Below are 13060 nucleotides of genomic sequence, written 5' to 3'. Positions count from 1 at the left end.
GTTACCAGTCACCAGGCAAGGTTAGGATGGGGGGCTCTGGGATGCTGATCACCTCGTTTTCAATCGGTTTGGGCTCGGGCACCGCGACAACGGGAGTGGGCTCAGGTGGCGGCGGGGGAGCGCTACAGGCGGTTAAGGCCAATGCCACCCCCAACAAAGAAAGCGCATAATATGCAGTGTGACGCATGAGAGAGGGTTCCTTGAATAGTCGGGCACAACATCAACCCGTTGGGCGGCGGTCAGCCCCATACACAGCGGTGAGCTTGCTACCGACCGCTGTGCCGGGTCTGGTCTTTAGCTGATCGCTGACAGCTTACGGCTTCCCGCTGTCTCACGGGTGCTGCTCAAAAAAAGATAGCACGGCTTCCAGTGCGGGGCGACGCTGCCGGTCCTGCTCGATAAACAGCTCGTGGGATGCCTTTTTAATGACTCTGGGTTGTCCACCATCACAATGGGCCAGGGCTCGGCAAAAGGCATTTTGTGCGGTGTTGTCCACCACCACATCGTTAGCGGCCTGCAAGACCAAGAGCGGAATGGTAATGCGACTCGCCTGTTTGATGGCCTGGTCCCCCGCCAGTAACGCCTGTTTTAACCAGTGCACGCTCACACCGCCCAGCTGTACTTGAGGCTGCTGCTGATAGAGATCCCGAAACAGCTGATAACGCACTTCGCTTTGGGTCAGCACGTTATCCTTGAACTCCAGGTCTTGATAATCGGCCTGGCCCGGTGCGTAACACGCCGTATGGCCCAGCCAGCGGCAGCCGCTATCAAATACGGTGAGCAGGCCGTTGACCAGCCAGCGAGGCAGTGGTTTGTGGTAAATGCCCATCATGGGGGATGACAGCGCCGCCGCCTGGAGTCGAACCTGGGTTTGGCTCAGCCACAGCGCCGAAATGGTGCCCCCCATGGAGTGAGACAGCAAGTAGAGTCCCTCTACCGGCTCCTGCAGCACTACTTGCTGCACAAACTGCTCCAGGTCTTGCACGTAGTCGTCAAAGTCGGCCACATAGCCTATTTGGGGATCGTCCAGCAGCCGCGGAGCCAGCCCCTGGCCGCGATGATCATACAGGTAGACGTTGTAGCCGTTGTTGAATAAGTCCCGCGCCAGCTCCTGATATTTCAGGAAGGTTTCGGTGCGGCCATTCACCAGTATGATGGATTTTTGATGCTGGCTGTTGAATAGCTTGGCATAGGGAAGTGTCAAACCGTCGTGGCTGCTGAATTGCCCGCGTTCGGCCTGCCGTTGCCAATAGGCATTCAGCCCGGGGCCTCCCAGGTCGCTCAGCTCGGATTCAGTGGTTAACTCGGGTGCGGCAATGGCGATATTCATAAACAGACACATTCCGATCAGCAACAGGCGGGCAAGCATATTAGGCTCCGAACGGTTTACTATTGGACAAAACGGATAGCAGTGTAGCGTGAAAGGACGGGGGATTACACCAGGCCCGACATGAGAGGTTGTGCCTCCTCACCTGCCGCTCTTTCCCCCACTTTTCACTCCTCACCGGATTCATTTCCGAAGCCGGTAGACCTTGAGTACGTTAGGTGTAACGCGGATCTTGCGCATGATATTCGCCAGGTGAATACGGCTCTTGGTGGTGATCAACAGCTCTACCTGGTAGACACGGCCATCTTTCTCTTCGGTGGCAATGCTGTGAATATTGGCGCCGGTGGCGGCAATCACATTGGCCAGCTCGGCCAGCGCACCCTGGTGGTTGATGAGTTCGATGCCAATTTCGGTTTTAAACTCAAAATCGAAATCCTGCTCCATGTCCCACTGCACCGGCAGATATTTGTCCTGTTCTTTGCTGTAACCACGAATATTGGTGCACGACTCCAGATGCACCACCAGACCGCGACCGGGGCTGATATGCGCCACTATGGGGTCGCCAGGGATCGGGCGGCAACAGTTGGCGAAGTTGAGCAGCATGTCGTCGGCGCCGCGGATCGGCATCTTCTTCATGGCCCTGTTGCGTTCTGTCGGCATCTCGTTCGGCTTGCTCAGCAGACGGCGGGCCATGACCACGCTCATGGCGTTACCCAGGCCAATATCCGCCAGCAGGCTGTTGATCGAACCATGTTTGGTGTCTTTCAGTACCTGTTCGATACGCTCGACCGGAATGTCTTCCAGGTTCTTGGCACCCAAGGCATGGTTTAGCAGGCGTTTGCCCAGCAAGATTGATTCTTCGGTACGCAGGTTTTTAAGAAACTGACGAATTTTGGTGCGCGCGCGCGACGTGACCACAAAGTTGAGCCAGGCGGCATTAGGTCGGGCACTGGGAGCGGTAATGATCTCTATGGTCTGGCCTGAATGCAGCTGCTGACTGAGTGGATAGGGCTGGCGATCGACTCTGGCGCCCACGCAGGCATGACCAATATCGGTATGTACCGCATAGGCGAAATCGACCGGTGTAGCACCAGAGGGCAGTTCTAAAATACGGCCTTCAGGGGTAAACACATAAATTTCGTCCGGGAAAAGATCGGTTTTAACCCCTTCAATAAACTCGAACGAGGAGCCGGCACTTTGTTGCAGCTCGAGCAGGCTTTGCATCCAGCGTTCGGCGCGAACCTGTGCAGTGCTATTGGAGCGCTCCGAGTCTTGTTTATAAGCCCAGTGTGCCGCCACTCCCTTATCGGCCATTTGATCCATGTATTCGGTACGGATCTGCACTTCTACCGGCACGCCATGTGGGCCCACCAGAGAGGTGTGGAGTGACTGATAACCGTTGGTCTTGGGAATGGCGATGTAGTCTTTAAAGCGACCGGGCCGAGGTTTGTACAAGGTATGCATTTGGCCCAGCACCCGGTAACAGGTATCAATATCCTTAACGATCACCCGAAAGGCATAGATATCCATTACTTCGTGAAACTGCAGCTCTTTTTTTACCATCTTGTTATAGATGGAGAACATGTTCTTTTCGCGACCCGATACCGACGCTTCTATGTGAGAGTCGTCTAACCGACCACTGATTTCTTCCAGAATCGACAGAATAATCTCGCGCCTATTACCGCGTGCACGGCGTACAGACTCACGCAGCACGCGAGTGCGCATGGGATACAGGGCTTCCAGTCCCAGCTCTTCGAGCTCGTTTTTAATGCTGTGTATGCCGAGGCGGTTAGCGAGGGGGGCGTGAATTTCGAGGGTTTCCCGGGCAATGCGACGACGTTTATCCGGCCGCAGTGCGCCAAGGGTGCGCATGTTGTGGGTGCGGTCGGCCAGTTTAATCAGGATGACCCGAATATCCTGGGTCATGGCCAGTACCATTTTGCGGAAGTTTTCGGTTTGCGCTTCCTTGTGGTTCCGGAACTTGATTTTATCGAGCTTGGATACGCCCTCTACCAGTTCGGCGACTGTATCGCCAAATTGCTCGGACAGCATCTTCTTGGTAACGGGAGTGTCTTCGATAACGTCGTGTAACAACGCCGCCATCAAGGTTTCATGATCGAGATGCATCTCTCCCAGAATGCGTGCCACAGCCACCGGGTGGGTGATATAAGGCTCGCCACTGGAACGAGTCTGCCCCTGGTGTGCATCTCTGGCGACCACATAGGCAGACTTGAGCTGCTCTACCTGCTCGGCCGGGAGATAACTGGTGGCAAGCTCTTTTAGAGATTCAAATAGATACAATCTATACCTCGATAAACGATATCGTCAATACGCCATTCTGAGGCAGGGCCCGCACGGTAACGGGCGGGCACATTGGTGCAAGCTTACAGGCGGCCTTCGGCAATGGCGGCAACGGCAGCCAGCTCGGCGGCGTCCATTTCCTGCTGCTCTTGGCGATCTTGTACATCCATCACCGCATGGTTAACCAGGCCTTGCTCTATTTCGCGCAGTGCAACAACGGTCGGCTTGTCATTTTCCAGCGGAACCAGGGCGTCTTTGCCCTGAGTCGCCAGTTGGCGGGCGCGACGGGAAGCAACCAGAACCAAATCAAAACGGTTGCCAACTTGCTCAACAGCATCTTCAACAGTAACGCGTGCCATAATGGACTCCAATGATTAAAAAAGGTGCAGAATTCTAATGGATCTTAGCTTATTCCGCCAGTAGGCCGGAAAGCAAGTCCTGGAAACGTATCGCCTGCTTGCCGGTATTGGCACGCTCGGCTTCGATAATGGCGCTAAGCTGGTTCAATGCATGGTCGAAATCGTCGTTGACCAGCAGATAGTCGTATTCGTCGTAGTGGGACATTTCCGATACCGCTTTATCCATGCGGCCCCGGATGACCTCGGCGCTGTCTTGCTGCCGGGCATTAAGGCGGCGCTCCAGCTCGACACGGCTGGGAGGCAGAATAAAGATGGATTTGGCGCTCGGAGACTGAGCGCGGATCTGGCGGGCGCCCTGCCAGTCGATATCCAGCAGAATATCGATGCCTTGTGCCAACTGCTCGTCAATCCATTCGCGCGAGGTGCCGTAGTAGTTGCCAAACACTTCGGCCCACTCGTAGAAGGCACCGCGTTCAATCAGCGTTTTAAACTCGGGCTGGTCAATAAAGTGGTAATGAATGCCATCCACTTCACCTGGCCGCACGGCCCGGGTGGTATGAGAAACTGAAACCTGTAGCTTGCCGTCGGCGCTGGGACGTTCCAGCAAGGCCCGGATCAGGCTGGATTTGCCTGCGCCACTAGGAGAAGAAATAATAAATAAGGTACCGCAGTGCGCCATAAGTATCGTGCCCATTCGGGTTTATCTGCCAGCACCGCGCATGGGCTGGAACCAAGGGCGGCGGATCTTACCAGAATACGAGGAATAAAAAAATGGCCGCTGTAAAGACAACGACCAGTCAAAAGTAACTATAGCTTGCTGCGGAAGTGCCCTCCACGCAAATTTCATTATGATCAGGTAGTGGCTTCGGCTCTATCAGTTTTTTCCTGCCGAATGATTCGTAAAAACCGAGTTATTACGAGTGTCAAGGAGACCTGCGGCCGTCTTTTCCCCGATCGAGGTGCGACTTTCTGACCAGAGAGTTCACTCCTCCGGCGAGCTCTTCCGGACCACGTCAACCTTGTGCTGTTCCTTGGTCCACTTTCCCTGGGGCTTGTCGATGTACTGAAAGTGCTCGTTGGTAAAGCTGCCCTGATTACAGGTGGTGCGATAGAAGGTTGTGGGCACCTTCTGGTAATCCAGCACCTGGTTGAACACGCCCGGGCCGGTCATGTTGTAAACCCCGTTAATTTTATTTTCCTGAATATTGGTCAACACAGTATCGATCAGACGGGCCAGATTGGGGTTGTCGGGTTTGCTGGCGATGAAGTAGTTGGTCAGTTCGTTGCCTTGGCGAATGATGTACAACTCTTGATGTTCGGGCTTGATGATGTAGCCCAGCGGCCAGACCGCGTGGGCGTCTATATCCAGATAAACGCCACCATGCTTTTGCAGCACCAGTAACCGCCAGAAATCGGCCTGAGCGGCGCCGATTTGCAAGCGGGAGTAGGCGTCGAAAATCTCCGGAGAATAATTGGCCCTGATAAAGTCGGCCCGGGCTTCGGTGATCATGAAGCGGTATTCGAAGGTCGGCGACATCAAACGGTTAAACAGATAGTTGAGATAAACCGGCAGTGTGGCCTTGTTGGTGTAGTTGGTCTGCCAGATGATTCGGGGAATGGGCCTGTCTTTGCCCTTTATCAAGGCACCGGAGCGTTCCGGCAGGGTAAAGCGCTTCTTGGGCAGTAGAGCGTGAAAGCCGTAGCTCAGCACTTTGGTAATGTTGGCAACGAGCTTGATTAGCCGGTTGGTCAGTAGTCTATGCGCCGTCACTGGAGCTCCTGTGGCAAGTCGTGGAGTTAAAACCTGATTTATTCTAGCATGTTCGGCCAGCAGACCGACCGCTGACGGTCCACAAAGATGGCATAACCCCAATTTAAAAGGAGCTTACCGTGCCGGCCAACCATAATGATCAAGACTTTCTGGATATTTTGAACCTGCTGACCGTGGATCAACTCAAGCCCCGGTTCAAGTCGTGTCCAGCCGCCGGCACGGCTCCGGCCCGCAAGGCGGAGCTGGTAAACGCAATGAAGACATGGCTGTCCGGGAACGGACTGGCACTGGTGTGGCAGTCGCTTTCGCCACTGGAACAGCAAGCGGTGCGTACCAGCCTTTACAGCAGCGACGGCTGGTTTGACGAGCGTCGCTTTGAAGTGGAATTTGGCGCCTTGCCGAGCTGGTTTACCGAGCGTTACCACTATTACCATACCCCGGCCGAGCAGTACAAGCTGGGGTGGTTCTTCTATCCGCCGGGGCGAAACCAGTCAGGGCAGCGCATTCCGGACTGGCTGCAGGAGCGGCTAATATCGCTGGTCTCGCCTCCGGAGCCGGCGCGGTTGCTGCCCGATGAATTGCCGGCCTCGCAGCCTGCCAATATGGTGATAGTGGAACGAGAGCGGGCGGCGGCAAGAGAGTTGCGACTGATGCTGGTATTGCTGCAGGAGGGAAAGCTTAAGGTCAGCGATAAAACCGGTCTGCCGGGCAAGGCGCTGCTGCAAAAGATCTCGACCCGGTTGGAAGAGTATTATCCGGACGCCCCTTGCGAAGATGCCCCGGGTGTGGCGCATATCAAGGCCTTTGGCTGGATCATGTTGTTACAGGCTTCACGCTGGGTACAGCGACAAGCCGGCCGGCTGGTGCTGACTTCCGAAGGGCTTGGACAAATGTCGGCCCCGCTGCATCAGACCCTGAGGCATTTGTGGCTGGACTGGCTGGATAGCCAGATACTGGACGAGTTTTCTCGCATCGATATTGTCAAGGGACAGACCGGCAAAGGCGCCAAGAGCCTGACGCCGGTACCGGATCGCCGGCATGCGATTGCGGCGGCCCTGACCGAAGCTCCGGCCGGAGGCTGGGTTTCTTATCCGGCTTTGTCCCGTTTTATACTGGTCGGCGGCCATGAATTCGAGATCACCGAGGATGTCAGTACCCTTTACCTCTGCGAGCGCCATTATGGCACTCTTTACCATGCCGAGTGGGAGGTGCTGCAGGGGCGTTATTTGCGCTGTGTGCTGATGGAATACGCCGCTACCCTGGGGTTGATTGATGTGGTGCTGGTACCGCCCCAGCAGCCGGAGCCCGACTACGGCTATATGTGGGGTGCCGATGATGTGTATTGCCTGAGCCGTTACGATGGCCTGCTGTATGTGCGGCTGAATGCGTTGGGTGCCTATTGCCTGGGGCTGACCAGAGACTATGAGGACCCGTCTGCCAGCCAGCGGACACCCCTGACCATGCAAAAGGGTGGGCGACTCGGCTTTAGCCAACCTCCGACCGAAGCGGAGCAATTGCTGATCGAGGGGTTCGCGGATGCCCTGGGCGAGCATGGCTGGCAGTTGTCCGGGGAGAAAATGCTGACCCTGCTGGAAAACGGGGGCAGCCTGGAGCCGCTGCGCGACTTTATTGCCAAGCGTGATCCCCAGCCCTTTTTGCCGGAAGACAGCGAGCAACTGCTGGTCAGTTGCGAGGGCAATGCCCGGGCGGTAGCGGTGGCCGGCTCCCGTTTGCTGCTGCATTGCCGGGACGAGCAGACGGCGACCGCCATTGCCGCTCATCCGCTAACTGCAAATCTGTGCCAGACGGCGGGCGATAATCGACTGTTGATTGAGCCTCGCCGGGAGCAGGACTTCCGTCAGGCCCTGCATCAGGCCGGTTACGGCATGGTGTAATCTATTGTGAGGCGTGAGGCGTGAGGCGTGAGGCGTGAGGAGAAGGAGTGCAGCCGGCAGGTTTGCTCTCCTTCGGCCTCGTTTTAACTCAGCAGTGCCAGCAGGCTGTCTGAATCCGAGGGCAGGCCGGCGCTGCCGGCGTCGCTGAACAGGGCGTCGGCCAGCGCCTGTTTCTGTTGCTGCATCTGCTGGATGCGCTCTTCCACCGTGTCGGTGGCCACCAGCTTGTACACGAACACCGGCTTGTCCTGCCCGATGCGATGGGCCCGGTCGGTGGCCTGATTTTCCACCGCCGGGTTCCACCAGGGGTCTACATGAATGACCACGTCCGCCGCCGTCAGGTTCAGGCCGCTGCCGCCGGCCTTGAGGCTGATCAGAAACACCCGAACCTCGCCCTGCTGAAAGCGGTCGATGGCCTGCTGGCGTTTGCGGGTCTGGCCGGTGAGCTTGCTGTAGGCGATGCTCTGCTGTTTGAGTTCGGTCTCGATCAGGCCCAGCACCTCGGTAAACTGGGAGAACACCAGAATATTACGTCCCTCTTCCAGCAGCCGGGGAATGGTGTCCGCCAGCCAGTCGAGCTTGGCATGTTCCCGGATATCGGCGGCTTTCTTCAGCTTGACCAGACGCGGATCGATACAGGCCTGTCGCAGTTTGAGCAGGGCGTCGAGAAACTCGATATGACTGCGGGCCATGCCCTTCTGTGCGATCAGGGTGCGCAGCCGTTGCTCCATGCTGACCCGGATGCTTTCGTACAGGGCCCGCTGTTTGCCCTGCAATTCCACATACTGGGTGATTTCGGTTTTCTCCGGTAATTCTTTCACCACCTCGGCCTTGGTCCGGCGCAGCATAAAGGGGGCGACCCGTTGCCCCAGCTCTTGCTGGCGCTGCCGGTTACCGTCGTTTTCGATGGGCTGGCGATAGTTGCGCTGGAATCGGCTGCGGCCACCGAGCAGGCCGGGCAGCACGAAGTCCATCAGCGCCCACAGTTCGCCCAGGTGATTTTCCATCGGCGTGCCGCTCAGGCACAGGCGCAGGCCGCCCTTGAGCTCGCGCACCCGCTGGGCAACCTTGGTGACGGGGTTCTTGATGGCCTGGGCTTCGTCCAGCGCCAGTACGCTGAAGTGGTGCTGTGCATAATGTTCGCCATCCCGCAGTATCAGTGGATAGGTGGTGATCACCAGATCGTGCTCGGCTATTTGCTCGAAGGCGGCATGGCGCTGGGGGCCGTGAATGATCAGCACCCTGAGATCCGGAGTAAAGCGGGCCGCTTCATGCTGCCAGTTGCCGACCAGACTGGTGGGGGCCAGTATCATGGCCGGTTGCCGCAGCTGGTCGGTTTCCTTGAGGTGCTGGATCAGCGCCAGGGTCTGCAGCGTCTTGCCCAGCCCCATGTCGTCGGCCAGAATGCCGCCCAGGCCATAACGATGCAGAAAGCCCAGCCAGTCCAGCCCCTGTTGTTGATAGGGGCGCAGCTCGGCTTTGAGCCCTGTCGGGACCGGCACCGGCTGCAGACCGGTGAAGTCCTGTAGCTGCGCCATCATGGCCTGGGTCAACGGCGCCTGGCGAGCATCCAGCTCCAGGCCCTGCAGCTGCGCCGCCTGAAAGGCGGGCAGGGTCACGGGCTGATCGAGTCGGTCCTGGTCGAACAGCTCCATCAGCAGATCGCGAATGGTCCAGAGCGGCTGGGTATCCACCCGCAACCAGTCGTCGCCGACCGGCAACAGCAGTTCGGCAGGCATGTCGGCCTGCAGCCAGGCACCGATCACCTCCATGGTGTCGAGTCTGGTCTCGCCCAGCTGCAACCCCAGAGAGAAATCGAACCAGTTGTTGTGGCTGTCTTGCAGCTCGATGTCGAAGCGGGCGTCGTGTATCTCGAACCGGTAATCCGGTGCCTGGCTGATGTGCCAGCCCTGACGTTCCAGCTCGGGAAAGCCTTCCGCCAGCAGCGTCTGCCATTCGCGCACGATCTGGACGTCGTCATCGGTATCCGGCGTCCAGAGTTCGTCCAGCCCGGCGTTCAGCCAAAGATTCAGATCGTACAGCTGATCGCAGTAGTCATTTTCAGCCGCTTCATCCCGCTTAACCAGGTACTGGTGGCCAGCGTGCTCATGGATCTGTGCCTGTTCGGGAACGTCGGAAAAATAACAGGGGCGCTGGACGATACCGGAATAGTCGAACTGCAGTTTGGCACCGGGTCGCGGCAGCCCCGCCTGTGTGTGTGCCACCGTCAGGATCAGATGAGGAATGGGGGTATCGGCGGTAATCAGCTCCGGCTCCTGCTCCAGTGGCAGTTGCTCGGGAGTAAAAACCCGGCGCAGATGGGCGGCAATGGTGGGCATCTTCTTGTTGGGAACCGGTGGCATGGCGCACAGATGGGCAATCTGCTCACCGCCGAGCGGCGTGATGATGTCACCAATAATCGCTTTTTCCCTGTTCAGATAGCAGGGCGGATTAACGGCCAGCAGCTGCCAGTCGGTTAACCCGTCCAGCTTGGCGAGTAGTTGCTGGTCGCTATCGGACGCCTGCCACTCCCAATTCAAGGCGCGTGGCTCGGCTTGCTGTAATGGCCGATTGCCAAACACCGGCATCAAGCGTTGGCTGTTTAACAACCGGGACAGCGCCTGATAACCGCTCGTTCCCTGAAGGGGAAGCATGGCACTGTTGTATGTCAGTGCAGGCAGCTGCTTGAGGGTGACGAGATCGTCCGGCAGGTAAAAGTCCGGCGTGTCCCATGTCAGGTGATAGGTGCTCACATAATAGGGCTTTTGCTGGCCCCAGCTGCCGTCTTTTTTCAGATAGGCCTTGTACAGCGCCAGCACAAACTGGCCCTGATGGTGTTCCAGCCGATACAGCAGATAATGCCGGCCCGGCTGCAGCCCGCCGTTGCCTGAGTCCGGCTCTGTTTCGGCGGGCAGGGCGGCCAGCCATTGTTCCAGGGGCGACACCGCCGAGGCACTGTCCGTTGCCTGTGAGCCGTTGAGCCACTGCAGGGCGACGGCTACCCCGTGTTTGCAGTTGTAGCCCACCGGGCAGCTGCAGTCCGAGACCAGGGTGTCGCCTTCCCAGAACAGGTACACCTCATAGGGAGCAGACTCGGTGCCCTTTACATCGGCAACGATCTGCTCATGTACCTCGTCCAGGTTGACTGACAATACTCTGTGCTGGCGAAAGTAGGCTTCACCCCGCTTGAAGGCCGCGGGGGAGGTCATTTTCTGAATCTCGTCGGTGGTAAAGTGCATGTCGTTCGTCGCTGTTGGTGGAACTGTCAGTCGCTATGATAATGGAGCGGAAGTACAGGAGAAACGGACAAGCCGGCCTCGGTACGGCAGCTGTCGAGTGCTCTTCCGGATGACTACTCGCTCCGCTCCGTCATCGCCAGGTTAGCTTGCTGCCGGGTGGCTGCGTGCGACAACAACTCTACAAACTCGCCGGTTTTGCCCGCAAACAGCAATGATTGAGTGTATCGGGTGTACGCCCGGGCTCGCTCCTGCATATCGGCGTAATGTGCGCCGGCGCAGCTGTCCGGGGTGAGCGACAGGCCGTTATCACTGATGCGCAAGCACTCGATATTGTCATTGCTGGTGACATCAAAGCGTACCAGCCGGTTGCCTTCAATCCAGTTAACACTTTGGCCTGCGGAGTAGTGAGCAAAGCCATCATAGTGTTCCGCCAGCAGGGATTGTCCGGTAAACCAGGGCACATTCCCGCCCAGCCAGTCGATAATGGAGGGGGCGATATCCAGCTGGCCGGCACTCACTGAGGCCGCTTGCGCCGGCACAGAGCCATCGGTGGCAAACATCAAGAAAGGAATGGCATTGCGCTCCAGCCCCCTGGGTTCGACGGATGCGGTGTGATCGGCCATCAATACTACCAGGGTGGGCTCGGTAACCACCTGGGGCAGCCGGGTTAAAAAACGCTGCAAGGCACCATCGGCACTGTGAATGACATTTCGACGCAGCGCGCTTCTGTTCTCCTTGCCAAAAATATAGTCGCTTTCGTCGGGCAGATAAGTGTCGTGGGTGGTACCGGTATTCACTGTCATCAGATAGGGGGCTGACAGGGTGGCGAGTTTATCCAGGGTAAAGCGATAAATATCATCATCCATGTACCCCCAGTAATTCTCGGTGCCGGCAAAATCATAGTCGGATTTACCGTAGGAGTGGGTGAAGCCCAGGCTTTGCGCAAAGGCCCCCACAATGCCCTTGCCGCTGCCTTGAATAAAGTGGGTATCAAAGCCCTGCTCTTTAAGCAGGCGGGGCAGGCAATAATAGTCGGCACCTTGCAGCTGAGTGCCGGCTACACCGCCACCAACAGGATTGGGAAACGAGCAAAAGGTAGCGAACATGCCTTCTACGGTGCGATAGCCATCGGCGTACAAGGCATTGGTGGTCAGGCTTTGCTGGCGCAAGGCATCAAAATAGGGGGCCGCCGAGGGCGGGGCGGCATCGCCATTGGCCTGTGTATAACTTGATAAGTCGACCGCGGGCCAGCTTTCGAGCAGCACTATCAGCACATTGGCCTGCCTGGTGGGTAATTGCAGATCTTGCTGGTGATGACTGCTGAAATAGTCGGCGAGCAGGGCCATATCCTGGGGAGTGGGAGCAGACGTTTGTTGTCGAGCGGCGCGCTTTTTACCTTTGGCCAGATAATAGCTGATGGCATAAGGCGCATTCCATGCCAGGGCGGCCTGATTGGGATCGCCGATTTTATAGACACTCATGGGGGATTGTGGCGCATCGCTCCAGCCGCCGCGCACCGCTGTGGTAGTGAAGGCCAGCCAGCCTACTAATATGCTGACGGCGGCAGGCCAGCGGGCTTTTTTATAGGCGTGATTCTGTGAGGTGTGGCCAGGTGGTGGGCCGGACAGCGGCAACATCCAGGTCGCCACGGCCAGCAGTAGCGTCAAGCCTAGTCCGGTGAGCGTCTGCGCAATATAGGTCGTCAATGCAGTGGCCACCAGCCCCTGTTCCAGCCCACTGCCGGTAAAGACTTCAAAGGTGACATGGCGGCCCGCTTCCAGCATATAGATGGCGTCGGCCGTGGTGGTCAGTATCAGCCATAAACCGGCCAAAAACAGCAGTGGTTTTATCAGACCGGGGCGGCCACCACCCAGATGAATTGCAAACAATAGCAAGACAATCGGCGTTGCCAATACGGTAGCGGCGGTCATGTCCAGGCGCAACCCCCACCACAGGCTGTAGGCACCTTCGCGACTGAATAACTGCGCCGCCAGGTAGGGGTTAAGCGCGGCAAGGGCAACTTTGCTGATCACGGCGGTGGTCAGCAGCAGTAATAGAATGCGTAGGGTATTGGTGAACAAAATAAGGTCTCGGCAGGTTAAGGCATTGCAGCAGATAGTCGATTGACCAGGCCGATAATCCAACGGTGAAAAGCCGATGTCAACCAC

General features: G+C 57.4%; 9 protein-coding genes. 1 reads left to right on the top strand and 8 read right to left on the bottom strand.

All coding sequences use genetic code 11. The annotated features are described in order from the left end of the window. Nucleotide 1: 1 nt before the first annotated feature. From ACN0VL_RS10820 to ACN0VL_RS10795, 6 genes are all read right to left on the bottom strand, one after another. Nucleotides 2-187 (bottom strand): hypothetical protein, encoded by a 186-nt coding sequence (locus ACN0VL_RS10820; RefSeq protein WP_417617234.1) that lies wholly within the window; start codon nucleotides 185-187, stop codon nucleotides 2-4. A 144-nt stretch (nucleotides 188-331) separates the two neighbouring features. Next, nucleotides 332-1369, bottom strand: coding sequence for an alpha/beta fold hydrolase (locus tag ACN0VL_RS10815; protein WP_417617232.1), 1038 nt, complete (start codon nucleotides 1367-1369; stop codon nucleotides 332-334). A gap of 141 nt (nucleotides 1370-1510) precedes the next feature. Continuing rightward, nucleotides 1511-3628, bottom strand: coding sequence for a bifunctional GTP diphosphokinase/guanosine-3',5'-bis pyrophosphate 3'-pyrophosphohydrolase (gene spoT, locus ACN0VL_RS10810; RefSeq protein ID WP_417617230.1), 2118 nt, complete (start codon nucleotides 3626-3628; stop codon nucleotides 1511-1513). Nucleotides 3629-3711: 83 nt separating this feature from the next. Then, complete coding sequence (rpoZ, locus tag ACN0VL_RS10805; protein WP_417617228.1) at nucleotides 3712-3987, bottom strand: DNA-directed RNA polymerase subunit omega; 276 nt, start codon at nucleotides 3985-3987, stop codon at nucleotides 3712-3714. Nucleotides 3988-4036: 49 nt separating this feature from the next. Beyond that, nucleotides 4037-4666: a guanylate kinase gene (gmk, locus tag ACN0VL_RS10800; protein ID WP_417617285.1), complete on the bottom strand. Its 630-nt coding sequence runs from the start codon at nucleotides 4664-4666 to the stop codon at nucleotides 4037-4039. A gap of 303 nt (nucleotides 4667-4969) precedes the next feature. Beyond that, on the bottom strand, nucleotides 4970-5758 hold the full coding sequence (locus ACN0VL_RS10795) for a glycosyltransferase family 32 protein (protein ID WP_417617226.1): 789 nt from the start codon (nucleotides 5756-5758) through the stop codon (nucleotides 4970-4972). Nucleotides 5759-5877: 119 nt separating this feature from the next. Here ACN0VL_RS10795 and ACN0VL_RS10790 point away from each other — a divergent pair, with 119 nt between their 5' ends. Next, nucleotides 5878-7653 carry a hypothetical protein gene (locus tag ACN0VL_RS10790; protein WP_417617225.1) on the top strand — a complete coding sequence of 592 codons (1776 nt, stop codon included), beginning with the start codon at nucleotides 5878-5880 and terminating at the stop codon, nucleotides 7651-7653. A gap of 83 nt (nucleotides 7654-7736) precedes the next feature. On the opposite strand, the gene ACN0VL_RS10785 is transcribed toward ACN0VL_RS10790, so the two are convergent. Both ACN0VL_RS10785 and ACN0VL_RS10780 read right to left on the bottom strand, forming a co-directional pair. Next, the gene (locus tag ACN0VL_RS10785) at nucleotides 7737-10892 is read right to left on the bottom strand and encodes an SNF2-related protein (RefSeq protein ID WP_417617223.1); all 3156 of its coding nucleotides are present in this window, start codon (nucleotides 10890-10892) and stop codon (nucleotides 7737-7739) included. Between the two features lie 113 nt (nucleotides 10893-11005). After that, nucleotides 11006-12973, bottom strand: a complete 1968-nt coding sequence (locus ACN0VL_RS10780; RefSeq protein WP_417617221.1) for an LTA synthase family protein — start codon at nucleotides 12971-12973, stop codon at nucleotides 11006-11008. Between the last annotated feature and the right edge of the window lie 87 nt (nucleotides 12974-13060).

The sequence above is a fragment of the Oceanisphaera sp. genome (assembly GCF_048268965.1).
Classification (GTDB): Bacteria; Pseudomonadota; Gammaproteobacteria; order Enterobacterales; family Aeromonadaceae; genus Oceanimonas.
The sequence above is the reverse complement of the archived record's forward strand: the minus strand, read 5'-3'. Positions and strand labels throughout refer to the sequence as shown.

Excerpts from the sequence above, each read along its gene's own strand:
- ACN0VL_RS10785 (WP_417617223.1), bottom strand. The coding sequence starts at position 10,892 with ATGCACTTTACCACCGACGAGATTCAGAAAATGACCTCCCCCGCGGCC.
- ACN0VL_RS10820 (WP_417617234.1), bottom strand. The coding sequence starts at position 187 with ATGCGTCACACTGCATATTATGCGCTTTCTTTGTTGGGGGTGGCATTG.
- ACN0VL_RS10815 (WP_417617232.1), bottom strand. The coding sequence starts at position 1,369 with ATGCTTGCCCGCCTGTTGCTGATCGGAATGTGTCTGTTTATGAATATC.
- gmk (WP_417617285.1), bottom strand. The coding sequence starts at position 4,666 with ATGGCGCACTGCGGTACCTTATTTATTATTTCTTCTCCTAGTGGCGCA.
- rpoZ (WP_417617228.1), bottom strand. The coding sequence starts at position 3,987 with ATGGCACGCGTTACTGTTGAAGATGCTGTTGAGCAAGTTGGCAACCGT.